General features: G+C 67.3%; 23 protein-coding genes. 13 read left to right on the top strand and 10 right to left on the bottom strand.

The genetic code is table 11. The features are described from left to right. Positions 1-33: 33 nt before the first annotated feature. Together QZZ33_RS10630 and rlmC are read left to right on the top strand one after the other, a co-directional pair. Positions 34-1,287: an AI-2E family transporter gene (locus QZZ33_RS10630; RefSeq protein WP_291379991.1), complete on the top strand. Its 1,254-nt coding sequence runs from the start codon at positions 34-36 to the stop codon at positions 1,285-1,287. 18 nt (positions 1,288-1,305) lie between these two features. Next, positions 1,306-2,466 (top strand): 23S rRNA (uracil(747)-C(5))-methyltransferase RlmC, encoded by a 1,161-nt coding sequence (gene rlmC, locus QZZ33_RS10625; RefSeq protein WP_291379990.1) that lies wholly within the window; start codon positions 1,306-1,308, stop codon positions 2,464-2,466. Here the strand turns inward: rlmC and greA are convergent. Continuing rightward, positions 2,463-2,948, bottom strand: coding sequence for a transcription elongation factor GreA (gene greA, locus QZZ33_RS10620; protein ID WP_291380001.1), 486 nt, complete (start codon positions 2,946-2,948; stop codon positions 2,463-2,465). The genes rlmC and greA overlap by 4 nt on opposite strands. A 79-nt stretch (positions 2,949-3,027) precedes the next feature. Beyond that, positions 3,028-3,417, bottom strand: a complete 390-nt coding sequence (locus tag QZZ33_RS10615; protein ID WP_291379989.1) for a DUF4307 domain-containing protein — start codon at positions 3,415-3,417, stop codon at positions 3,028-3,030. Between the two features lie 29 nt (positions 3,418-3,446). On the opposite strand from QZZ33_RS10615, the gene QZZ33_RS10610 reads away from it, so the two are divergent. After that, the gene (locus QZZ33_RS10610; RefSeq protein WP_291379988.1) at positions 3,447-3,689 is read left to right on the top strand and encodes a hypothetical protein; all 243 of its coding nucleotides are present in this window, start codon (positions 3,447-3,449) and stop codon (positions 3,687-3,689) included. Here the strand turns inward: QZZ33_RS10610 and QZZ33_RS10605 are convergent. Beyond that, positions 3,624-4,340 carry a hemolysin III family protein gene (locus QZZ33_RS10605; protein ID WP_291379987.1) on the bottom strand — a complete coding sequence of 239 codons (717 nt, stop codon included), beginning with the start codon at positions 4,338-4,340 and terminating at the stop codon, positions 3,624-3,626. The two genes, QZZ33_RS10610 and QZZ33_RS10605, sit on opposite strands and share 66 nt — an antisense overlap. A gap of 65 nt (positions 4,341-4,405) precedes the next feature. Between QZZ33_RS10605 and QZZ33_RS10600 the strand changes: the two genes are divergently transcribed. Both QZZ33_RS10600 and QZZ33_RS10595 read left to right on the top strand, forming a co-directional pair. Then, entirely contained in the window at positions 4,406-5,170 is a 765-nt protein-coding gene (locus tag QZZ33_RS10600; RefSeq protein WP_291379986.1) for an isoprenyl transferase, read from the top strand. A 236-nt stretch (positions 5,171-5,406) separates the two neighbouring features. Beyond that, positions 5,407-6,765, top strand: coding sequence for a PhoH family protein (locus QZZ33_RS10595; RefSeq protein WP_291379985.1), 1,359 nt, complete (start codon positions 5,407-5,409; stop codon positions 6,763-6,765). Between the two features lie 42 nt (positions 6,766-6,807). Here QZZ33_RS10595 and QZZ33_RS10590 read toward each other — a convergent pair whose 3' ends face one another. Next, positions 6,808-8,103: a glutamyl-tRNA reductase gene (locus tag QZZ33_RS10590; protein WP_291379984.1), complete on the bottom strand. Its 1,296-nt coding sequence runs from the start codon at positions 8,101-8,103 to the stop codon at positions 6,808-6,810. 42 nt (positions 8,104-8,145) lie between these two features. On the opposite strand from QZZ33_RS10590, the gene hemE reads away from it, so the two are divergent. Genes hemE through QZZ33_RS10565 form a run of 5 tightly spaced genes read left to right on the top strand, consistent with a single transcriptional unit; the run spans position 8,146 to position 12,380 of the window. Then, a complete protein-coding gene (gene hemE, locus QZZ33_RS10585) occupies positions 8,146-9,222 on the top strand; it encodes a uroporphyrinogen decarboxylase (protein WP_291379983.1) in 1,077 nt (358 codons plus the stop codon). After that, the gene (locus QZZ33_RS10580; protein ID WP_291379982.1) at positions 9,212-10,102 is read left to right on the top strand and encodes an FAD-dependent oxidoreductase; all 891 of its coding nucleotides are present in this window, start codon (positions 9,212-9,214) and stop codon (positions 10,100-10,102) included. The genes hemE and QZZ33_RS10580 overlap by 11 nt, the downstream gene beginning before the upstream one ends. Then, on the top strand, positions 10,057-10,503 hold the full coding sequence (locus QZZ33_RS10575) for a hypothetical protein (RefSeq protein ID WP_291379980.1): 447 nt from the start codon (positions 10,057-10,059) through the stop codon (positions 10,501-10,503). Before QZZ33_RS10580 ends, QZZ33_RS10575 begins: the two co-directional genes overlap by 46 nt. Before the next feature lie 27 nt (positions 10,504-10,530). Next, positions 10,531-11,205: a hydrogen peroxide-dependent heme synthase gene (gene hemQ / locus QZZ33_RS10570; protein WP_291379979.1), complete on the top strand. Its 675-nt coding sequence runs from the start codon at positions 10,531-10,533 to the stop codon at positions 11,203-11,205. Further along, positions 11,202-12,380 carry a ferrochelatase gene (locus QZZ33_RS10565; protein ID WP_291379977.1) on the top strand — a complete coding sequence of 393 codons (1,179 nt, stop codon included), beginning with the start codon at positions 11,202-11,204 and terminating at the stop codon, positions 12,378-12,380. The genes hemQ and QZZ33_RS10565 overlap by 4 nt, the downstream gene beginning before the upstream one ends. Positions 12,381-12,431: 51 nt before the next feature. Here QZZ33_RS10565 and QZZ33_RS10560 read toward each other — a convergent pair whose 3' ends face one another. Then, positions 12,432-13,751: an NAD(P)/FAD-dependent oxidoreductase gene (locus QZZ33_RS10560; protein WP_291379975.1), complete on the bottom strand. Its 1,320-nt coding sequence runs from the start codon at positions 13,749-13,751 to the stop codon at positions 12,432-12,434. 58 nt (positions 13,752-13,809) lie between these two features. Continuing rightward, a complete protein-coding gene (locus QZZ33_RS10555; protein WP_291379973.1) occupies positions 13,810-15,195 on the bottom strand; it encodes a class II fumarate hydratase in 1,386 nt (461 codons plus the stop codon). A 231-nt stretch (positions 15,196-15,426) separates the two neighbouring features. Between QZZ33_RS10555 and QZZ33_RS10550 the strand changes: the two genes are divergently transcribed. Next, on the top strand, positions 15,427-15,807 hold the full coding sequence (locus tag QZZ33_RS10550) for a hypothetical protein (protein ID WP_291379971.1): 381 nt from the start codon (positions 15,427-15,429) through the stop codon (positions 15,805-15,807). A gap of 18 nt (positions 15,808-15,825) precedes the next feature. Here QZZ33_RS10550 and QZZ33_RS10545 read toward each other — a convergent pair whose 3' ends face one another. Next, positions 15,826-16,746 (bottom strand): carbohydrate kinase, encoded by a 921-nt coding sequence (locus tag QZZ33_RS10545; protein ID WP_291379969.1) that lies wholly within the window; start codon positions 16,744-16,746, stop codon positions 15,826-15,828. Then, positions 16,736-16,954, bottom strand: coding sequence for an exodeoxyribonuclease VII small subunit (locus QZZ33_RS10540; RefSeq protein WP_366476035.1), 219 nt, complete (start codon positions 16,952-16,954; stop codon positions 16,736-16,738). The genes QZZ33_RS10545 and QZZ33_RS10540 overlap by 11 nt, the downstream gene beginning before the upstream one ends. Before the next feature lie 104 nt (positions 16,955-17,058). On the opposite strand from QZZ33_RS10540, the gene QZZ33_RS10535 reads away from it, so the two are divergent. Continuing rightward, the gene (locus QZZ33_RS10535; protein ID WP_291379965.1) at positions 17,059-17,481 is read left to right on the top strand and encodes a hypothetical protein; all 423 of its coding nucleotides are present in this window, start codon (positions 17,059-17,061) and stop codon (positions 17,479-17,481) included. Between the two features lie 9 nt (positions 17,482-17,490). On the opposite strand, the gene xseA is transcribed toward QZZ33_RS10535, so the two are convergent. Next, positions 17,491-18,780 carry an exodeoxyribonuclease VII large subunit gene (gene xseA / locus QZZ33_RS10530; RefSeq protein ID WP_291379963.1) on the bottom strand — a complete coding sequence of 430 codons (1,290 nt, stop codon included), beginning with the start codon at positions 18,778-18,780 and terminating at the stop codon, positions 17,491-17,493. Between the two features lie 21 nt (positions 18,781-18,801). Here xseA and QZZ33_RS10525 point away from each other — a divergent pair, with 21 nt between their 5' ends. Further along, on the top strand, positions 18,802-19,788 hold the full coding sequence (locus QZZ33_RS10525; protein WP_291379961.1) for a 4-hydroxy-3-methylbut-2-enyl diphosphate reductase: 987 nt from the start codon (positions 18,802-18,804) through the stop codon (positions 19,786-19,788). A gap of 44 nt (positions 19,789-19,832) precedes the next feature. Here the strand turns inward: QZZ33_RS10525 and rmuC are convergent, their stop codons facing one another. Continuing rightward, positions 19,833-21,194: a DNA recombination protein RmuC gene (gene rmuC / locus QZZ33_RS10520; RefSeq protein WP_291379959.1), complete on the bottom strand. Its 1,362-nt coding sequence runs from the start codon at positions 21,192-21,194 to the stop codon at positions 19,833-19,835. Positions 21,195-21,599: the final 405 nt, after the last annotated feature.

Genomic DNA, 21,599 nt, shown 5'->3' with positions numbered 1-21,599 from the left:
GTTGTGTTCCAGCGCTCACGCTACGCTCGATGCATGGCGTCAGATGAGTTCGAAACGGAGCAGTCCGCAACCCCTGTCGAGAGCGCGATCGGCGGTGCGCCTGACACGGTGACCACCACGGTCCCCTTGCCCCTGAGAGTGGCTGGCGCCTGGTCGTGGCGCATCATCGTGGTCGGCATCGTGCTCATCGCCATCGCCAAGGTGGTGACAATCCTGAGCGCGATCGTGCTCCCGCTCGTCATCGCCTTGCTGATCGCCGCGCCGCTCGAGCGCCTGGTGAGTTGGTTGCATCGGTTCAAGATCCCGCGCGGGCTCGGCGCGCTGATCGCCGTGCTCTCGCTCGTCACCGTGGTGCTGGGGCTGGCATTCGCCGTCGGCGCGTCAGTGGTGACCGGCTTCGATTCGCTGCGCGATTCCGCGGCCGAGGGCTTCGACACGCTCGTGAACTGGCTTGTCGATGGCCCTCTGCACGTGTCGAGCGAGCAGATCAACGACACGGTTGACCAGGTGATGAATACGGTCCGCGAGAACGCCTGGGGTCTCGCCTCAGGCGCATGGAGCGTCACCGGAACCGTCACCGCGCTCATCGCTGGAGTGGTGCTCGCACTTCTGGCACTGTTCTTCTTCCTGCGCGACGGGGCCACCATCTGGGCGTTCTTCGTCCGTATCGCGCCCAAGAACGCGCAAGCCAGTCTCGACCGCGCGGGCCGGGCTGGCTGGACGACGCTGCGTCGCTACACCCAGACGTCGGTGTTGGTCGCCTTCATCGACGCCGTCGGCATCGGCGTCGGCGCCTGGATCCTCGGCGTGCCGCTGGCGCTCCCGATCGGTATCGCCGTGTTCCTCTTCTCCTTCATTCCCATGTTCGGTGCGGCGATTTCCGGCGCTGTTGCCGTGCTCGTGGCACTCGTCGACGGCGGCTGGACGACCGCCTTGCTCATGCTGGTGATCGTGATGGTGGTGCAGCAGACGGAGGGCAACATTCTGTACCCGTGGCTGTTCGGCAAGGCCGCCTCCGTTCACCCGCTGGCGATCCTGCTTGCGGTCGCGTCAGGCACCCTGCTCGCGGGGCTCGCAGGAGCCGTCATCGCAGTGCCTATCCTCGCCTTCACCACCGCGTTCGCACGTGGCTTGCACAAGGAGTTCATCCTGGCGAAGGAAGACCCCTTTCCCCCGATCACAGGCCAGATACCCCTCATGGCGGAGAGATCCAAGGAGGCGCTCAGGCGCGCCCGCACCAAAGTCACCACCTCCCAGATCAAGGTGCGCAAGCGCCGCAAGCGCTGAAGCAACTCACCCCTCACAGTGGATTGTCTCGCTTACGATTCGGGCCGGTGTCGCTCCTGCACCCTCATCGAGACGCCCTACGCGCGCCAGGTGGCGTCCAAGCAGGACACGCTGGAGCGGCTGCTACGCGAAGCGCTGGGAGACGCCGCCACATCGATCGAGTGGCAGCCGCCGATGGTGGGCCCCGAGTCTGGCTTCAGAACCAAAGCGAAGATGGTCGTGGCAGGCACTGTCGATCAGCCTACGGTGGGCATCCTCGACGCGGACGGGCATGGCGTTGACTTGCGGGACTGCCCGCTCTACGACCCCACGCTGACGGCCGCATTTCCCGCTCTCTCACGGTTTGTGTCGGTGGCTGGGTTGCAGCCCTACAGCGTGCCGGAGCGGCGCGGAGAGCTCAAGCACATCATCGTGACCACCTCGCCGTCAGGTGAACTCATGGCTCGCTTCGTGGTGCGTTCCACGGAGCCCCTCGCACGGATGCGCAAGCACCTGGCGTGGCTTCAGGGCGAACTCCCAGCGCTCACAGTTGTCACGGTCAACGTCTTGCCAGAGCATCGTGCCGTGATGGAGGGCGAACGTGAGATCGTCCTGACCGAGCAGGCGGAACTTCACATGGCCCTTGGCACGGTGGACCTTCGCCTGCGTCCCCAGAGCTTCTTCCAAACCAACACGGACATGGCACGTGCTCTGTATGCGCACGTCGCGCAGTGGGTGGCGCAGTCCCGGCCACGCACCGTGTGGGACCTGTACTGCGGCGTGGGCGGCTTCGCGCTTCACTGCCTTGCCCGAGGGCGCGCCGTCACGGGGGTGGAGTCCTCGGAGCAGGCAGTGCTGAGCGCCCGCGATGCCGCGTCCGACATGGCCGCTCGCGGCGTGGCAGGGGCCGACGAGGTGCGGTTCGTGGCCGCCGACGCGACGCTGTGGGCGTCGGCACACGATTCGCCAGACGTGGTGATCGTGAACCCGCCGCGCCGCGGCATTGGAGCCGACCTCGCACGGTGGCTGGAGTCGAGTCGTGTCCCTCGAGTCGTCTACTCGAGTTGCAACGCCGTGACCCTTGCACGCGACCTGGCTGCCATGCCGTCGCTCGTGCCCGTCGAGGCGCGACTGTTCGACATGTTTCCGCAGACGGCGCACTTCGAGGCGGTCGTGTTGCTTGAGCGTGCCGCCCGCTAGGGCGTGAAGGGCTCGACCTTGACGATCTCGACCACGATCTCGTTGCCATTGGGGGCCACGTAGGACGTCGTGTCGCCTGCCTTGTGCCCGATGAGGGCCTCGCCGAGCGGAGACTGCGCGCTGAACACGTCGATGTCGGTGCCCTCGGCCACTTCGCGCGACCCCACCAGGAACCGCATGTCTCGGCCGGCCACCTTGGCGCTGACGACGGAGCCGGACTGGACGGTGCCGTCCTTGGCTGGTTCGCCGACGTGCGCCGACTCCAGGATTCCACGCAACTGCTGGATGCGTGCCTCTTGCTTGGCCTGTTCCTCGCGGGCCGCGTGGTAGCCGCCATTCTCCTTGAGGTCGCCCTCTTGGCGGCGCTCATCGATTTCGTTGGCGATGTCGACGCGCCCCACCTTGACGAGGTGGTCGTACTCCTGCTGCAGGCGGTCGAATGCCTCTTGGGTCAGCCAGGTACTGGTCTGCTCGGTCATCATCACTTCCTTGTCGGCGAAGTGGTCAAGCATAACGAAGTCCCTGCCAGGAGGACAATCACTGGCTGTGGAGGGTCCGCCGCTAGTCCGCCTCGCAGTAGTCCACCACTGCCGTCGTGGCCTCCTCGGTGGTGACCATCGTGGTCGTCACTCGCTGCTCCGAACCGTCGGCCGGGTCGAACTGTGCGGACGTGACGCCTACCTCGGCGAAGCGCACATTGAGCGCCTGCAGGTGGCAGGTCACGGGCCCTTCGCCGTAGAGGAATACGTCGTAGGTGACGCTTGCCTCGGTGGGGGAGACGATCGCAAAGCCCACCTCCCGCCATCGCACCGGCTGGTCGGCAATCCACCACGCCCACAGTGCTGACACGCCGATGAGCACGGCGAGGCCGACGCCGACGAGCCACCTGGCGCGCGTCGAGAGGCGCGGCCTGGCCGGGGCGTCATCTTCTAGGAAATCATCAACGCTCATTGTGAGGCAGGATAGTCCCTGGAGGCATCGTGGATCCCAAGTACTACCAAGTTGGCCCTGGATTCTGGGGTTTTTTGGCAACGTTCGTGATGGCGCTCGCGATCATCGTGATCTATTGGTCGCTCACCAAGCACTTGCGCAAGATTCGCAGGGACGCTGAGCGCGAGCAGGTTGAACGCGAGCAGGAGGCGCAGCGGAAGAAGGCGTCAGGCGTTCAGGACCGCGATGGCGGCGGCGACGTAGTGGCAGGCGAATCCGGCGATCGTGAGTGAGTGAAAGATCTCGTGAAAGCCGAAGTAGCGCGCTGACGCGCCCGGCCACTTGAAGCCGTAGAACACCGCCCCCACGGTGTAGCACAGGCCGCCTGCTCCGATGAGCGCGACCACCGTCATTCCGCCAGCCTCATAGAGCGGTTGGATGTAGCCGATGGAGACCCACCCAAGCGCGATATACATCGGCACGTATACCCAGCGGGGTGCATTGAGGAACAGGATGCGGGACAACAGGCCCAAGACCGCGCCAGTCCAGACGATCGACAATGCCACGATGGCGGTATCGCGGTCGAGAAGGATGACGCAGAGGGGGGTGTACGTTCCGGCGATGATGAGGAAGATGTTGGCGTGGTCCATGCGGCGAAGCACCGCTTGTGTTCTGGGAGACCAGTTGCCGCGGTGGTATACGGCCGACGTGCCGAACAGCAACACTGCGGTGAGCGTGAAGATCGCGGAGGAGGCGCGACCCTCGAGCGTGGGCGCAAAGACGACCAGCGCCATGCCAGCGACGAGGGCGAGAGGCGCCGCGCCGAGGTGCAGCCATCCGCGTAGCAACGGCTTGTCGATCGTCGGGAGGGCGTCCTCCGGCGCGGGTGCGCTGCGCCCGGCGTTGGGAGTATTGCCCTCGGCTGGCGTCGGTGTAGTAGCCACAAACCTACGATACCGTAGGTTGGCGAGCGCGCAATTCGCCGTAGCATCAGTTGCGGAGGTTGTGCATGGGGATTCGTGAAGCCGCGTACCGCGGGTACGAGGCGCTACTTACTCGCGACCTCAGAGCGCGCGGTTCCGGGCCGTGTCACATCGGCGTCATCCTTGATGGCAACCGTCGCTGGGCCAAACTCAGCGGCGCCAGCGCCGCCCATGGCCACCAGCGCGGGGCAGACAAGATCACCGAAGTTCTCGAGTGGTCCCAAGAAAGCGGCGTCGAGGTGGTCACGCTGTGGATGCTGTCGACGGACAACCTCGGCCGCGACGGGGCCGAGTTGGGCGCGCTTCTGGAGATCATCGTCGACGCGGTGGAGCGGCTTGCACGTGACGGCCGTTGGCGCCTCCAGCACGTGGGCGACTCCTCGCTACTGCCAGCCGAGATCACTCGTCGTCTGAATGCCGCGGTCGACTCGACCAAGGATGCGTCTGCACTTCATGTCAACGTCGCCGTGGGTTATGGGGGGCGTCACGAGATCGCCGACGCCGTGCGGTCGTTTCTGCTGGCAGGCGTGGCAGCGGGGCACTCGCTCGAGGAGGTCGCCGAGCAGTTCTCTGTGGAACACATCGCGGCGCACCTGTACACCAAGGGTCAGCCTGATCCAGACCTGGTGATCCGCACGTCAGGTGAGCAGCGCCTGAGCGGCTTTCTCATGTGGCAAAGCGCGCACACCGAGTTCTACTTCTGCGACGCGTACTGGCCGGACTTTCGGCGCGTCGACTTCTTGCGTGCCCTGCGTAGCTACGCCCAGCGGGAACGTCGGCGCGGGCGGTAACTCGCCAGGGGCCGGCTCGGATCGAGCCGCGTCGAGGGGGTGGCGGTGCGCCACGCCCGGCCGCGGGGGCGTGAGTTACGAAGCGGTGACGGGCGGCGTGTCTCAGGATGTTGCGCCCGCTCCGGCGTAGCGTCGGCCACGTGGTAGTTCACCCAAGGCGGCCCCATCCGGGACCGTTCTGACCTCATCGCCGCCGGGCGATGGGTGCCCTGCGGCCTGAATCGCCGGGAGACCCCGTGACCCACACCAGCATCGAGACCAGCATCGCTTCGACCACCAACGTGGGGGTGCGCACCTTCGTACTCGACACATCGGTGCTCCTGTCGGATCCGCGGGCGCTCAAGCGTTTCGCCGAGCATTCCGTGGTCTTGCCAGTGGTGGTCATCACGGAACTCGAGGCAAAGCGCCACCACCCGGAGCTTGGCTACTTTGCCCGCTCCGCGTTGCGGGCACTCGATGACCTGCGGGTGCACCACGGCACGCTTGACAAGCCGATCCCCGTGAACGACGCCGGCGGCACCCTGCGAGTCGAACTCAACCACACCGACCCGGCCGTCTTGCCGAGCGGCTTCCGGCTGGGAGACAACGACACCCGCATCCTGTCGGTAGCGGCCAGCCTGCGCGCTGAAGGAAACGTCGTCACAGTGGTGTCCAAGGACTTGCCGATGCGCGTGAAGGCGTCTGCGCTCGGCATGGAGGCCGAGGAGTATCGGGCGGAACTCGCCATCGAGTCCGGCTGGACAGGGATGCGCGAGATCCAACTGAGCGAAGAGCAGATGGCGGGCCTCTGGGACGCCGAGACGATCCCGGCCCCGGCGGAGGTCGAGTGTGGCGAGGACGTCGCCGCTCTCCCCGTTCACACGGGGTTGGTGATGCATTCGGCACGGGGGTCGGCGCTGGGCAGGGTGACGAGCGAAGGCACGGTGAAGTTGGTGCGCGGCGACCTCGAAGTGTTCGGTCTGCACGGGCGGTCTGCGGAGCAGCGCATCGCGCTGGACCTCTTGATGGACGACTCGATCGGCATCGTCTCCATGGGTGGGCGCGCAGGCACCGGCAAGTCGGCGCTCGCGCTGTGCGCTGGCCTCGAGGCAGTGATGGAGCGCCGCCAGCACAAGAAGATCATGGTGTTCAGGCCCCTGTACGCGGTGGGTGGTCAGGAGTTGGGCTACCTTCCCGGTTCAGAGGCAGAGAAGATGAATCCCTGGGCGCAGGCCGTCTTCGACACCTTGGGTGCCGTGGTGAGCTCGGCAGTGGTCGAGGAGGTCATGGCGCGGGGAATGCTTGAGGTGCTGCCGCTGACGCACATCCGCGGGCGCTCATTGCACGACGCCTTCGTGATCGTGGACGAGGCGCAGTCGCTGGAGCGCAACGTGCTGCTCACGATGCTCAGCCGCATTGGGAGCGATTCGCGGGTGGTGCTGACCCACGACGTGGCACAACGCGACAACCTGCGCGTGGGTCGCCACGATGGCGTCGCCGCGGTGATCGAGGCGCTCAAGGGCAACGACCTGTTTGCCCACGTGACGCTGGAGCGTTCAGAGCGCTCCGCGGTGGCGGCGCTTGTCACCGACATGCTGGAGCGGCTGGACCTCTAGGGCGGAGCACGCCGGGGATAACTCGGCCGACGCGTGGGGAGCCTAGCGTTCGCCGGAGTCGTCGATCTCTTGCGCTGGGCAGGCGTCGTCCGGCACCGCAACGTCAAGCCCGTACAGGATGCTGAGCGCACTCAAGTACTCGTCCGACTGCCCCGACTCCGCGAGTTCCTTGGCGCGCACGGTGGGCGTGTGGAGGAGTGACCTGGCGAAGTGCCTGAGCGCCTCCTCTGTGGCGGCGGCCTGGACGTAGCCCGACACGTCGGCACCCGGGCCTGGTCGTACCCGCGCTACCTCCCGCTCCAGCAGGCCGAACACGTGCTCCCGCAACGCGACGATGGCGGGGTCGACGGAGCGACCGGACTCGCCTGTCGAGAAGCGGGCAACCGCGTGGGCGACGATGGCGCGAGCCGATTCGAGTGCCGCCATGGACTCCTCTGGGGCGTGCGACTTGACGTCCTCCAGCCGCACCACATGGACGTCGCGCAACAACTCCACGCCGTCGGCGACATCGCGATGCAAAGCCAGGTCGATGAGGGTCAGGGAGTGAGTGCGCGAGTTCATGGCCTGCGCGACAAGGTTGGGGGTCAGCACGATGGACTCCCCACCCGAGCACGCGAGCACCACGTCGGCCTCTTCGAGCGCGTCGATGAGGCGCTCGGCAGTGACGACAGGAAGCTCGTAGCGCGCGGCGAAGTCGTCGGCGCGTCCAGACGGCGAGTACACGCCTGACACGCGCGCGCCGCGACCGCGCAACACCCCTACGCCAGTCTCCGCGAGTGCTCCGGTGCCCACCACGAGCGCGCTGGCGCCCCGCCAGGCTACGGTCGGGTCGGCAAGGTCGAAGGCGACGGACATGACCGACCGGCCGGACGTGCCCAGTCCCGTGGAGGAAGCGACCACGCGCGACGTGCGCAGCGCCGACTGAAAGAGGCGGTCCAATGCGGGAGACAAGTGACCAGCCTCGCGCGCGTCGATGTGGGCGCGGCGCACCTGGCCGGAGATTTCGCGTTCGCCCACCACCATCGACTCGAGTCCAGCGGACACCGACATGAGGTGCTCGACGGCATCGTCGCCCTCGTAGGCGATGAGCGATGCGTCGATGGCGGCCACGTCGAGAGAGGTCATGGACGACAGCGCGGAGACCACTTCAGCTCGCGCCGCATCGGGGTCCGCGACGTCCAGGTAGACCTCGAAGCGGTTGCACGTGGGCAGCACCACGGCGCCCGTCACGGTGGAGCCAATGACGGTGCTCCCCAGTCGCTCAGCGCCAACGCTCAGCTGTTCCAGGGTGTTCAGGTCTCTGTTGTGGTGGCTCGCCACGAGGGACAGCAGTGCCATCCGTCAATTCTGACATGCCCGCGAGTGGTGGAGAATCATGGCATGACCCTTCCCTCCACTCATCCCCTTGTTGCCGGCCGCGCCGCGGCGTCGCCCTTGGTGCGCGCCTTGCGGGGGGATCGCCCTGAGCACACCCCCGTCTGGTTCATGCGCCAGGCGGGTCGCTCGCTGCCTGAGTATCGGGAGCTGCGCCAGGGCACAACGATGCTTGAGGCGTGCCTGGACCCCGCGCTCGTGGCCGAGATCACGGCGCAGCCGGTGAGGCGGCACGGCGTGGATGCTGGCATCCTCTTTTCCGACATCGTGGTGCCGCTGCTGCTCGCTGGCGTGGACGTGACGATCGAGCCGGGCGTGGGGCCGGTATTCGCCAAGCCCGTGACCACAGCGACCGACGTCGCGGAGCTGCCCCGCTTGGGCGTCACGGGGGACAGGGGAGACTTTGACCGCGCGCTCGACGTGGTGCGTTCCGCCGTGGCGGCCTCGCTGGAGCTGTTGGGCGACGTGCCGCTGATCGGCTTCGCTGGTGCCCCGTTCACTCTCGCCGCGTACATGGTCGACGGGAGGCCCTCTCGCGATCACCTGGCCGCAAGGCGGCTCATGATCGCCGACCCAGAGGTGTGGCACGCGCTCATGGCCTGGGCGGCCGACGCCGCGGGGCTGTTCCTGCGGGCGCAGGTGCTCGCGGGGGCAAGCGCCGTTCAGTTGTTCGACTCGTGGGCCGGTTCGCTGCCCCGCGAGCGCTACGCCGCGCATTGTGCCCCCGCATCGGCGCGTGCGTTTGAGCATGTCGCCGACCTCGATGTGCCAAGAATTCACTTTGGCACCCACACGGGGCACCTCTTGGAAGCGATGCACGGCGTCGGGGCCACGGCCATGGGCATTGACGTGACGGTTCCGCTCGACGAGGCGGCGGCGAGGCTCCCCGGCGTGCCGCTGCAAGGCAACATCGACCCTGCCGTGTTGGGCGCACCGTGGGAGGCGATCGAGGCGCACGTGCGCGATGTCGTGAGACGTGGGCGCGCCGCACCCGCTCACGTGGTCAACCTGGGTCACGGAGTCCCGCCAGACGCGGACCCGACCGTGCTCACGCGCATCGTGGAGCTGGTGCATGAACTCTGAGTCGCCCAAGCGCTGGGTGGTGATCGGCGGCGGCATTGCCGGGTTGCTTGCCGCGCGGCGACTCGCGGCCGCTGGACACGACGTCACCCTGCTTGAGGCAGACGGGGAGCTCGGCGGCAGGTTGCGTCACATCGAGGTGGCCGGACACACCCTTGACGCGGGGGCCGAGTCCTTCGCGACGCGCGGCGACGCTGTGCAGACGCTGTGCGAGGAACTCGGGCTGGCCGACGCGATCGTGTCGCCCACCGCGGCGCCCGCGTGGGTGATCAGTCCCGGTCGCGCGTATCCGCTGCCAGCGACCGGCTGGCTCGGGATTCCCTTGAGGCCCTTCGCTCGCGATGTGCGCCGCGTGCTCGGATGGTGGGGATCGCTGCGCGCATGCCTCGACCTTGCGCTCCCCACGCGGGGCATCGGCGACGATGCCACGGTGGGCGAGGTCGCGTCCGCGCGGCTGGGCAAACGCGCCACGGAACGGCTCCTGGCGCCTGTCATGTCTGGCGTGTACTCCCGACCACTCGATGACCTACCGCTCGACGCGATCGCGCCCGGTCTCGCGGCCGACGTGCGCGCACGCGGTGGGCTGATCAGGGCGGCGCGCTCGCGGCGCTCGCTGGGCACGCCAGGCGCGGCAGTGCGCGGGCTTGTCGGCGGGGTGGCGACGCTCGCGAAGGCGGCCGCCGCGGAGGCCGAGGAGCGCGGCGCGACGCTCCGCACCGGCGTCGAGGTCACCGGCCTTCAGCCGCCGGTAGCGGATGGCGTGTCGAGACGAACGACGGCGCCATCGACACCGACGCGGTGGCCGTGGCCGTCCCCCGACACCGGGCGGCCGCTCTCATGGAGACTCCCGAGACCGACGCTCGCCACGTCGCCATCGTGGTGATGGTGCTGGACGCGCCGGAGCTCGATGCGGCACCCCGCGGCACGGGAGTGCTGGTGAGGCCAGGCGTCACGCGTGCAAAGGCGCTCACGCACGCGAGCGCCAAATGGCCGTGGCTCGCACAGTCCCTGCCCCAGGGGCGCCACGTGGTGAGGCTCTCCTACGCGGTCACGCCGGGAGAGGACGTCCGCTCGCACGCCCTCGCCGATGCCTCCCGCCTGCTGGGTGTCGTGCTGTCCGAGAGCCAGGTGGCTGGCATCGCGCAGGTCGAGTGGCCGGACGCGAGCCCCGCAGCCGTGGACGACACGCATCCGCTGCGTGGGCTCCACCTCGTCGGCTCTGCGGTGGGTCTGAGTGGGCTGGCGGCGATTGTCGCGGCCGATGCCGCCGCCGATTTCTCGTGAGGGGCCCGGCGGGGAGACACTGTCGTCATGACTGATCAGCCAGAAGGCTTCACCCTGTTCTCCGTTCTTGACGGATTCCTTGACGCACCAGACGAAGAACTCGCGGAGATCGTGGAGCAGACCGATGCCGCGGTAGCCGACCTGGCCGACCACGACGTCACCCTGCGTGGCATGTACGACGTGTCGGGAATGCGAGCCGACGGCGCCATCATGCTGTGGCTCCACGGCCCGCGCTTGGAGGACCTGCAGTTGGCGTTGCGCGAGCTGCGTTCCACCACGCTGCTCGCGGACACGACGCTGACGTGGTCGGCGGCAGGAGTGCACAGGCCAGCCGAGTTCAATCGCGCGCACGTGCCAGGGTTTCTGCGCGGCGAGCGAGCTCGCGATTGGCTTACGGTCTACCCGTTTGTGCGCTCCTACGAGTGGTACCTGCTGCCGGAAGAGGAGCGCTCGCAGATGCTGCGCGAGCACGGGGTTGCGGGCGCGAAGTTCAAGGGCGTCGTCGCGAACACCGTCGCGGCCTTCGCGCTCGGCGACTACGAGTGGTTGCTACCGATGGAGGCCGACGACGTCACCGACCTGGTCGACATGATGCGTGACCTGCGGTACACCCAGGCTCGGCTCCACGTGCGTCATGAGTTGCCGTTCTACACGGGCAGGCGCGTCACCACAGCGGAGGCGGTCGAGGTCCTGGCGGCATGACAGACTCCACGTCCGCGCTCGCGGCCGCCCAGCGCACCGTCCCTCCCGCCGCGTACGACTGCATCCTGCTCGCGGGGTTCGGCGGGCCAGAGGGCCAAGAAGACGTGATCCCGTATTTGCGCAACGTCACGCGCGGCCGCGGGGTGCCTGACGAGCGACTCGAAGAGGTCGCGCACCACTATCGCCACTTCGGCGGGGTCAGCCCCATCAACCAGCAGAACCGCGACCTCAAGGCCGCGCTCGAGTCCGAGATTGCCTCGCGTGGCCTGGGCCTGCCGGTGTATTGGGGCAACCGCTTCTGGGCGCCATACTTCACGGACGCACTCAAGGAGCTTCACGCCGATGGTCACCGGCGCGTGCTCGTGCTGGTCACCACGGCGTTCTCCAGCTACTCCGGTTGCCGCGCCTACAGGGAGGACCTCGCCGCCGCGCTTGTGGAGGCTGGGCTCGAGGGTGAGCTGGTACTCGACAAGGTGCGCCAGTACTTCGACCACCCCGGCTTCGTGAAGCCCAACATCGACGCCGTGCGCGACGGACTGCGCGCCCTCGCGGCCGACGGCAAAGGCGCCAAGCCGCACGTCATGTTCTCCACCCACTCCATTCCGTCGGCCGCCGCAGATGCGTCCGGCCCGCGGGAGACGCTCCCAGACGGAACACCCGTGCTGGCAGGGGGAGGCGAGGAGTGGCACGCAGGAGGTGGCTGGTATGCCACGCAGCAGCGCGCCGTCGCGGCACTCGTCATGGACGCCGTCGCCGACGAGTTCGCTGGCGTGGACTGGTCGCTCGTCTACCAGTCGCGCTCGGGGGACCCGAGCGTGCCGTGGCTCGAGCCGGACATCAACCTCGCGATCGAGGCGCTACCAGCCGACGTGAGCGGCCTGGTGATCTGTCCCGTTGGCTTTGTGAGCGACCACATGGAGGTCGCGTGGGACCTGGACAACGAGGCGCTTGAGACGTGCGAGGGTCGCGGTCTCGCGGCCGTACGGGTGCCGACAGTGGGCGTTGACCCGCGCTTTGTCGCGGGTCTCGTCGACTTGGTGCAGGAGCGTCACGTCGCCGACGGCGGGGAGCCGTTCGCGCGCGAGGCCCTGACGGACTTGGGGCCTTGGCAAGACGTCTGCCCCGCCGACTGCTGCGTGGGGCGCGCACCCAAGCCGACGATCGCGTCGGCATAGCCCTCGGTCGGCATGGCCCTCGGTCGGCCGGGAGCCGGCCGGTCCCGCCGGTCAGGAGCCTGCGGCCTCCTCGAAAGCCCTACGCGGGTCGTGCAGCCTGCCCATCGACACCAGGTCCCTGCGGAAGAACGCCGCCGCAGTCCAGTCGAGGGCGATGCGGGCCTTGCGGTTGAAGGTCGGGATCTGCATGAGGTGGTACGTGCGGTGCATGAACCACGCAGGCCAGCCCTTCAGCTTGATCCCCAGGGCATTGGCTACGCCCTTGTTCAGTCCGAGGGACGCGACGAGCCCCAGGTGCTTGTGGCTGTACTGCCTCAGCGGGCGCTCGTGCAGGTGGCGGGCCACGTTCTTGCCGAGATGGCGGGCCTGGCGCACCGCGTGCTGCGCGCTCGGGGCGCAATAGGCCGGTTGCTCCTTGGTGAGATCAGGAACCTGGGCGCAGTCTCCTGCCGCCCACGCCCCTGGCACCACGTCGCCTTCCTCGGTGGTGACCTGGAGCGTCGGCGAGCAGATGACGTGCCCCTTGGGGCCGAGTGGCAGGTCCGACTTGCCCATGAGCGGCGACGGCTTGACGCCGGCAGTCCACACCACGGTGTCGGCCTCGAATGAGTCACCATTGGATAGCTCGACGTAGCCCTCGACGCAGGACTCGAGCTTGGTCTCCATGAGCACTTCAGTGCCGCGCGCCCTCATCTGCTTGGCCGCGTACTCGCCCATTTCCGGTCCCAGCTCTGGCAGGATGCGGCCCATCGCCTCGACCATGATGAAGCGCAGTTCCTTGGGGTCGATCTCTGGGTAGTACCGCAACGCCGCCTTCGCCATGTCCTCCGTCTCCGCGAACGCCTCGATGCCGGCGAAGCCGCCGCCGACGAACACGAACGTGAGCAGTCGCTTGCGCAAGCGTGGGTCCCCAGTGCTGGCCGCCCTCGCGATGCGCCCTAGCACGCGGTTGCGCAGGTTGATGGCCTCCTCGACGTACTTGAACCCGATGGCGAATTCCTTGAGGCCCGGGATGGGCAGCGTGCGCGCTACGGAGCCGAGCGCCAGGATCACCTCGTCGTACTCGACGTGGAGGGTGTCTCCAAAGTCAGTCGCGGCGTCGACCACGCGATCTGCATGGCGGATCTGCGTCACCCTGCCCTGAATGACCTTGACCCCGCTCAGTTCCTTCCGCAACGGCACCACGGCGTGGCGCGGCTCGATCGATCCGGCCGCCACCTCTGGCAGAAACGGCTGATAGGTCATGTATGGGCGGCGGTCCAGCACGGTGATGTCGACGTCCTTGCGAGCCTTGCGTTGCAGCATGAGCGTGGCGTACAGGCCGACGTAGCCGCCGCCGAGGACAAGAATGCGAGTGCGAGTGCGGGTCATGGTGTGCCTCCGGAGTGGTCAACCGCGAGGCGGCTCCCCCTGTTCCGCTGGAGCGGGGTCAGTTCTCGCCCGTCATCGTCGTGACGTCGAGCAAGGTGTCTAGTTGTTCGTCGGTGACCTCGCCGCGCTCCACAAAGCCCAGCGCCACGACGGCTTCGCGCACGGTGACGCCTTGCTTGACGGCGTGCTTGGCGATCTTCGCGGCGTTTTCGTAGCCGACGACGCGGTTGAGCGGGGTGACGATGCTGGGGGAGGCCTCTGCCAAGAATCGGGCGCGTTCGACGTTGGCGGTGATGCCGGCCACCGTCTTGTCGGCGAGCACCCGTGTGGAGTTCGCCAGCAGGTTCATCGACTCGAGCACGCCGAGCGCCATCACGGGGATCTGCACGTTGAGTTCGAAGGCACCGGAGGCTCCGGCCCACGCGACGGTGGCGTCGTTGCCCACCACCCGCGCACACACCATGAGCACCGCCTCCGGCACCACGGGGTTGACCTTGCCCGGCATGATCGAGGAGCCGGGTTGCAGATCGGGCAGCGCGATCTCGCCCAGGCCGGTGTTGGGACCTGAGCCCATCCACCGCAGGTCGTTGCAGATCTTGGTGAGGCTCACGGCGACGGTGCGCATGGCACCAGACACCTCGACAAGGGCGTCGCGCGCAGACTGCGCCTCGAAGTGGTTGCGGGCCTCCGTGATGGGCAGCCCCGAATCCTCTGCCAGCAGGGCGATGACACGCTGAGGGAAGCCCGTGGGGGTGTTGATTCCGGTACCGACGGCCGTACCGCCCTGGGGCACCTCTGCGAGGCGCGGCAACGCCGCCTGGAGGCGCTCGATGCCCAGCCGCACGGCTGCGGCGTAGCCGCCGAACTCCTGCCCGAGCGTGACAGGGGTGGCGTCCATGAGGTGAGTGCGGCCCGACTTCACCACATCTGCAAACTCGGCAGCCTTCGCCTCGAGGGACGACGCGAGGTGGTCGAGAGCGGGGACGAGGTCGTTCACTAGCGCCGACGTCGCGGCCACATGCACCGACGTGGGGAACACGTCGTTCGAGGATTGAGAGGCGTTGACGTGGTCGTTGGGGTGGACGTCCGACCCCAAGGCGCGCGTTGCGAGCGTCGCAATCACCTCGTTCATGTTCATGTTGGAGCTGGTGCCTGACCCCGTCTGGAAGACGTCGACGGGGAACTCGCCGTCATGCCCGCCCTCCGCCACCGCGTCGGCCGCGGCGACAATGGCGTCGGCGATCCCTGCGTCGAGCACGCCCAACTCCGCGTTGGCGCGCGCGGCCGCCTTCTTGACGCGAGCCAGGGCCTCGATGTGGCGCCGAGTCAGCGTGATCCCGGAGATGGGGAAGTTCTCGACGGCGCGCTGAGTCTGGGCGCTGTACAGGGCGTTGGCGGGGACACGAACCTCGCCCATGGTGTCGTGTTCGATCCGGAAGTCCATGAGCCACATTGTGTCAGCCGATCCGGGTTTGCGGCCGTGGGGGCGGCGCGCCAGGTAGAACGTCCCGGACACCTCCCGTTACACTGGTGGTGGCTTCCCAGCCACAACCGTCGAAGGCGACTCCAACACCCAAGCACCTGCCGGGTTGAGAATGTCGACTCCGGTGTGGGTTCTAGCGCGGTGCGTACATCCGCTCTTCATGTGCATTCGTCAAGCGAACTAAGGGGAACTATGGCGTTGATCGACGTCCCACCGAACAGACTGCTTGCTGCCATCCAAGAAGGCGAAGAAGCGTCAGCTCTCGAACTGATCAACCTCGCGTCGTCCCGCGATGCCTCCATCCGTGAGAGCGTTGCCGCGCGTCCAGACGCTCCCATCAGCGCCTTGATTGTGCTCGCCCAAGACTCGAAGTCGAAGGTGCGTGTCGCGCTCGCCAGCAACCAGGCGGTGGCCCGCGTCGAATCCGTACTCGGAATGCTCGTGGCCGACAAGGACGCCGACGTCGGGATCGCGCTCGCGACGAATCCCGCTGCTCCGACGGAGACGGTTCGGCGACTGCTCGACCACGGCAAGAAGAGCGTGCGCAACGCCGCTGCTGAGCGCCTCGCTTAGGCCACTCGCTTGCGGGCCTTAGTCCCCGTCAAGTTCCGCTGACCACGGCGGATTTGCTCCCGCGCGTGACACCGTGATGGCCGCAATGCGGGCACACCGCTCGAGAACCTCTGCTATGACGTTCCCTGGCGCCGCCGCCAAGGCGTCGCGTCGGTGGGCGCCCAAGAGGTCGGCCTCCCAGAGGCCGTCGATCAGCCCCGCCATGTAGGAATCCCCTGCCCCCACCGTGTCGACCACGTCGACTCGCACGGAGGGCACCTCAATGACCTGCCCGGCTGCGACCGCCACCGAGCCTTCGCCGCCACGCGTGACCACCACGAGCGCCGTCGCGGCAGACGCCCATTGCCTGGCCACCTCAAGAGGGTCAACCCCCGGCATGAGCCAGTCGAGGTCCTCGTCAGACACCTTGACCACGTCGGCGAGCTCCACGAACGCCTCGATGCGGGCGAGCGCGTCGTGCGGATCGCCCATCAGTGTCGGCCGCGCGTTCGGGTCGTAGGTGATCGTGGAGTCGACACGCGCGTCGCGCAGGAGCCTCATCACGTCGCTACCGCCCGGCTCAAGGACCGCAGCGATGGAGCCTGTGTGCACCGCCACCGGACCGGGGCGCGTGACCGGGTCGGCCGGGAGCGCCCATGCGAGGTCGAAGTCGTAGGTCGCCACGCCGTGCGCGTCGATGTGGGCGGTCGCCACTGAGGTGCTTGGCGCGGGCGTGCCTCCCGCCACCGTCACTCGCGAGGCCTCGAGGTGCGAGCGCACCAGGCGGCCGTGCACGTCATTGCCCAGCGCAGTGAGCAGCTCGGCGTCTCGCCCCAGGCGGCCCAGGCCCAGAGCCACGTTCGCGGGGGATCCGCCCGGATGAGTCTCGGTGGAGCCGTCCGGCTGGATCACCACGTCGACGAGTGCCTCTCCGACGATGAGTGCGTGGCTACTCGTCATTGTCGCTCCCCGTGGCTTGGGCAATGGTGTCTTCTGCGCCTGACAGCAGGCTCTCGCAGCGGCGTGCGAGCGCCTCGCCGCGCTCCCACAACGACATCGACTCGTCGAGTGTGGCGGCGCCCGCCTCGAGCCGCGCCACGATCTCGATCAACTCGTCGCGCGCCTGCTCGTACGACATGTGGTCTGCTTGCGGAGTGGATTTTGTCACGTGCACACGGTATCGCGTCATAATGCGGGACTTCGGTCCTCTCAAGTGGTACCAGGCGGACGATGCGGGCAAATCTTCCGTCGATGCTCACAATGAGGTGACACATGGCTAACGATCACTCGCGCGCGGCACTCCCCGGACCGCTCGACCCGAGTCTGTCAGACAACGATCTCGCCCAGTTGGCGCGATCGGAACAGGCCACCGTACGTGCGGCAGCTGCCGCGCACCCAAACATGCCGCTGACGCTCATTCTCCAGTTGGCGCGCGATGACGCGCACGTGGTGCGAGCGGGCGTCGCACGCAACCCGCGAACGGATATCCCTGAGGACATTCTGCGCGAGCTTGCCACCGACAACGCAGCGGAAGTGGTGTTCGCGCTCATCGCGAACGAGTCCGTCCCCGACTCCGTGATCTCACGCGTGATGAAGGGCAAACACAGGGATGCCTACGGTCCCGCGAAGGCGCGGCTTTCCAAGCACGGCACCAAGTCGGGATTCTTGGGCAGCATCGCCTCCCTGCGCGGATAGCCGCCCGTCTCACGCCGGCGGTGACACGTCGGTGACGCGCGCGCCCAGAGCGCCGCTGGCGACGCGCACCGAGACGTCGTCCCCCACGGACACGTCACCTGGCGACGTGATCACCTTTCCAGCGGAATCGCGCACGACGGCATAGCCGCGATCGAGCGTCGATTGCGGACTCAGCGCGCGCAACGACGCCGCGGCAGATGCGAACTCGCCGCGGGATCTTGCGACCGTGGCAACGGCCGCGGCGCGCAGGCTGGCGCGTGCGTGGCGAAGCCTGTCGCGGTGTGGCTCGAGCATGCGCACCGGTTGCGCGAGCACAGGCCGCGCGCGCAAATCAGTGATCCGCTCGCGCTCGCGGCGCACGCGCGTCGACATGGCGGCGACCATGAGGGCACGCGCCCCTGCAAGGCGTTCCGCCTCGGCGGCGGCATCGGGAACAACGCGCTTGCCTGCATCGGTGGGGGTGGAGGCGCGAAAGTCGGCGACGAGGTCGAGCAGCGGACTGTCCATCTCGTGCCCGATCGCGCTCACGAGCGGCGTCATCACGGCCGCGGCGACGCGCACCAACTTCTCGTCGCTGAACGCCAGCAAGTCTTCCAAGGAGCCTCCGCCGCGCGCCACCACGATGACATCGACATCCTCCACGGCGTCGAGTTCCTGCAACGCGGCGGCCACGTCGGCCACGGCACGCGGGCCTTGCACCGTCACACGCCTGATCTCGAATCGGGCGGCGGGCCAGCGGGCCGTGGCATTCGTGACGACGTCGTGTTCCGCGTCTCCCTGCGTCGCCACCACGAGGCCGATGCGGCGGGGAATCATCGGTAGGGGCACCTTGCGCTCGGCAGCGAAGAGGCCCTCGCCTGCGAGTGCGGCCTTGAGAGCCTCGATGCGCGCCAGCAGGTCGCCAAGACCCACTGAACGCACCTGGTCTCCCACCATCTGGAGGTCGCCGCCCCGCGCCCACCACTGCGGCTTCGCGTGGATGACCACGCGCGCGCCGTCCTCGAGCGCCACGCCCAATTCCTCGACCTCCGACGCAGGCAGCGTGGCCTTGAGCGACATGTTCTCTTCGGTATCACGCAGGGTGAGGAACACCAGATGGCGCCAGCGCTTCACGTTGAGCACCTGACCCTCGACCCACACGGGGCTCATGCGCGCGATGTATTCGCCGATCTTGGGGCTGAGGTGGCGCACGGGCCACGGCCGCTCGGCCGACGTGTCGGCCGCCGTGCCTGCGAGGGAGGCCGGGGCATCGGGAAGCATGCGCGGTGCGCGTTCGTTGTCCCCTTGAGCGTCGGCCACCGTCCAAGACTGCCACGTAGGATGGAGAACATGCCCCCCAGTAACACCCAGCGAGTCCTGCTTGCCGCCCCACGAGGCTATTGCGCCGGTGTGGACAGGGCGGTGATCGCCGTCGAGAAGGCTCTCGAGCTGCACGGCGCCCCCATCTACGTGCGTAAGGAGATCGTCCACAACAAGTACGTGGTGGAGACGCTGACAGAGCGCGGTGCCATCTTTGTGTCAGAGACGGACGAGGTTCCCGAGGGCGCCCGCGTGGTGTTCTCTGCTCATGGCGTCTCGCCTGCGGTGCGAGATGCAGCGGCGGCGCGTCAACTCACCACGATCGACGCCACGTGCCCGCTCGTGACCAAGGTGCACAAGGAGGCCGTGCGCTTCGCCCGCGACAACCAGACCATCTTGTTGATTGGCCACACCGGACACGAAGAGGTGGAAGGCACGGCTGGCGAGGCCCCTGAGAACACGATCGTGGTCAACTCGCCAGACGACGTTGACGGCCTCGAGGTACCGGATCCCACCAACGTCGTGTGGCTGTCGCAGACGACCCTGTCGGTGGACGAGACCATGGAGACGGTGCGGCGCTTGCGCGTCAAGTTCCCCGAACTTCAGGATCCGCCTAGCGATGACATTTGTTACGCGACACAGAACCGTCAGGTGGCCGTCAAGAAGATCGCGCCGCAAGTGGAACTCATGATCGTGGTCGGCTCCGCAAATTCGTCCAATTCCGTGCGGCTCGTCGAGGTGGCGCTTCAGTCGGGGGCCAATGCCTCCCACCGAATCGACCGCGCTCGCGAGCTACAGGACGAGTGGTTTGACGGCGTCTCAACTGTGGGCGTCACTTCCGGCGCGTCGGTGCCCGAGATCCTGGTGCGCGACGTGCTCGATGCGTTGGCCTCCCGCGGCTACGAGACGGTGGAAGAGGTGCGGACGGCCACGGAGGACCTGATGTTCTCACTTCCGCGAGAGATTCGAGCCGACCTCAAGCAACGCGAGGCGGCAGCGAGCGCCTAGCACCTGGGCGTCCTTGCTCGACAGCCCACGGGGCCCGCAGCGCGCTAGTCCTCGTGTGACGGGTCGGCTTCGCCAGGCTCGGCAACGAGTTCGCGCGCTTGGGGAAGCCGCGGAGCATTGCCAACGAGCGGGGTGGGCTCCTCGACCGTGAGTTGCTGGAGTGCGGCGAACTCGCGTGCCTTCGGGAGCACCCTTCGCTCCATCGATCCCACGAGGTCGTTGTAGGTGCGCCCGGCCGTGTCGATTGCCTTGCCCACCTTGGTCAGGTGCTCGCCCATCTTGGAGAGCCGATCGTAGAGCTCCCTGCCGGTGTCGAGCACCTTCTGCGCGTCCTTGGCGAGGGCGTCCTCCCGCCACGCGTGCGCCACGGTGCGCAGCATCGCCACCAACACCGTGGGCGTGGCGATGATGACCCCGCGGTCGTAGGCCCATGCCAGCAAGTTTGGATCCTGCTCGGTGGCTACTTGGAGGAAGGATTCTGCGGGCAGAAAGAGCACTGAGAAGTCCACCTTGGAGTTGAACTGCTCGCGGTAGGTCTTCGAACCCAGCTCCGTCACTCGCTTGCGCACGTTCTCCACGTGGCGCGCGGCGTGTACCTCCGTGCTCCCAGGATCGGCCTCCATGTCCAGCAGCGCATCCAGGGGCGTCTTGGCGTCGACCACGATGCGTCTGCCGCCGGACAGTGTGACGATCATGTCCGGTCGCAGTCGTGAACCCTCGTCGTCTGTGCCCGATGTCTGTTCGTCAAAGTCAACGCCGTTGACGAGGCCAGCGACCTCCACCACCCGGCGCAAGTGGAGCTCGCCCCAACGACCACGCACCTCTGGCCTACGCAGGGCACTGCGCAGCGACTCGGTCTGCTTGCCCAGTTGCTCCGAACTGTCCAACATGCGCCTGATCTGCTCGGCGAGCGTCGCTTGTGTCTCGGCGCGCGCCTTGTCCGCCTCCGTGGTTTGGCGTTGCACCTCCGCGAGCGCCTTGGCGATCGGTTCCACCATCGTCTTGACGGATTGTTCCCGCTTGGCCAGCTCGGCGTCGGCGACGTGTCGCTCGCGAGTGAGCCGCTCTTGAGCCACCGCCAGAAGCTGCTCTTGGCTGGCTTTGAGCGTCTCGGACGAAAGGGCCTGGAACTCGCGGCGGAGAGTGTCTTGATCGCCCCGAATCTGAAGCACGTACTTCTCGTGTGCCTCGTTCAGCGCGGCCTCGCGCTGGGCGGCTGACTCGGTCGCCTCCACGACCCGGCGCTCAAGGTCGACCGCCCGAGACCGCTCGACATCGAGGGCGGCGCGGGCCTGGGCGACAAGGGCGTCGGCATCGCGGGTGGCCGACGCATTGCGCAGCACCCCCAGCAAGTAGCCGATAATGATTCCTGCCGCGCCCACAATTGCGGGGATCAGATACTCCATGCACCCACCTTGGCACGCTGGGCAGACAATGCGAGCCTTTTGGGTTGCCGTGGGCACCTTGAGCGTGGAGTGTGATCTACGTCATATGCCACGCCGATTGGATATCGGAATCGATGCGTGGGCGTAACGTGTTCGTTACGTCATGTTCTCTAATATGGAAACATCGCGAGGAAACTCCTCGTGGACTTCGCGCACGCTTGCGCCCCTCAACTCGAGAGTCGTCATGCGTCGCGAGTAAAGAAAGGAGTCCGAGTATGCAGCTCGGCACTATTGGTAAGGGCATTGCGCTGGCAGCAGCCGCGACACTGGCCCTGGCCGCGTGCTCGTCCAGCAGCGACCCGGAGGTCACCACCAGCTCGACTGGCGGCGGTACCACCGACGGAACTGCGATTGTGCGCGCGAACG

This window comes from Demequina sp., assembly GCF_016278775.1.
Lineage (GTDB): Bacteria > Actinomycetota > Actinomycetes > Actinomycetales > Demequinaceae > Demequina.
Note: the sequence above shows the minus strand (reverse complement) of the source record. Positions and strands in the feature narration are given on the sequence as shown.

What these genes read in the sequence shown, in the direction of transcription:
- QZZ33_RS10630 (WP_291379991.1), top strand. Translation starts at nt 34, where the DNA reads ATGGCGTCAGATGAGTTCGAAACGGAGCAGTCCGCAACCCCTGTCGAG.
- greA (WP_291380001.1), bottom strand. Translation starts at nt 2,948, where the DNA reads ATGATGACCGAGCAGACCAGTACCTGGCTGACCCAAGAGGCATTCGAC.
- QZZ33_RS10615 (WP_291379989.1), bottom strand. Translation starts at nt 3,417, where the DNA reads ATGAGCGTTGATGATTTCCTAGAAGATGACGCCCCGGCCAGGCCGCGC.
- QZZ33_RS10600 (WP_291379986.1), top strand. Translation starts at nt 4,406, where the DNA reads ATGGGGATTCGTGAAGCCGCGTACCGCGGGTACGAGGCGCTACTTACT.
- QZZ33_RS10590 (WP_291379984.1), bottom strand. Translation starts at nt 8,103, where the DNA reads ATGGCACTGCTGTCCCTCGTGGCGAGCCACCACAACAGAGACCTGAAC.
- hemE (WP_291379983.1), top strand. Translation starts at nt 8,146, where the DNA reads ATGACCCTTCCCTCCACTCATCCCCTTGTTGCCGGCCGCGCCGCGGCG.
- QZZ33_RS10580 (WP_291379982.1), top strand. Translation starts at nt 9,212, where the DNA reads ATGAACTCTGAGTCGCCCAAGCGCTGGGTGGTGATCGGCGGCGGCATT.
- QZZ33_RS10575 (WP_291379980.1), top strand. Translation starts at nt 10,057, where the DNA reads ATGGAGACTCCCGAGACCGACGCTCGCCACGTCGCCATCGTGGTGATG.
- hemQ (WP_291379979.1), top strand. Translation starts at nt 10,531, where the DNA reads ATGACTGATCAGCCAGAAGGCTTCACCCTGTTCTCCGTTCTTGACGGA.
- QZZ33_RS10565 (WP_291379977.1), top strand. Translation starts at nt 11,202, where the DNA reads ATGACAGACTCCACGTCCGCGCTCGCGGCCGCCCAGCGCACCGTCCCT.
- QZZ33_RS10560 (WP_291379975.1), bottom strand. Translation starts at nt 13,751, where the DNA reads ATGACCCGCACTCGCACTCGCATTCTTGTCCTCGGCGGCGGCTACGTC.
- QZZ33_RS10555 (WP_291379973.1), bottom strand. Translation starts at nt 15,195, where the DNA reads ATGGACTTCCGGATCGAACACGACACCATGGGCGAGGTTCGTGTCCCC.
- QZZ33_RS10550 (WP_291379971.1), top strand. Translation starts at nt 15,427, where the DNA reads ATGGCGTTGATCGACGTCCCACCGAACAGACTGCTTGCTGCCATCCAA.
- QZZ33_RS10545 (WP_291379969.1), bottom strand. Translation starts at nt 16,746, where the DNA reads ATGACGAGTAGCCACGCACTCATCGTCGGAGAGGCACTCGTCGACGTG.
- QZZ33_RS10535 (WP_291379965.1), top strand. Translation starts at nt 17,059, where the DNA reads ATGGCTAACGATCACTCGCGCGCGGCACTCCCCGGACCGCTCGACCCG.
- QZZ33_RS10525 (WP_291379961.1), top strand. Translation starts at nt 18,802, where the DNA reads ATGGAGAACATGCCCCCCAGTAACACCCAGCGAGTCCTGCTTGCCGCC.
- rmuC (WP_291379959.1), bottom strand. Translation starts at nt 21,194, where the DNA reads ATGGAGTATCTGATCCCCGCAATTGTGGGCGCGGCAGGAATCATTATC.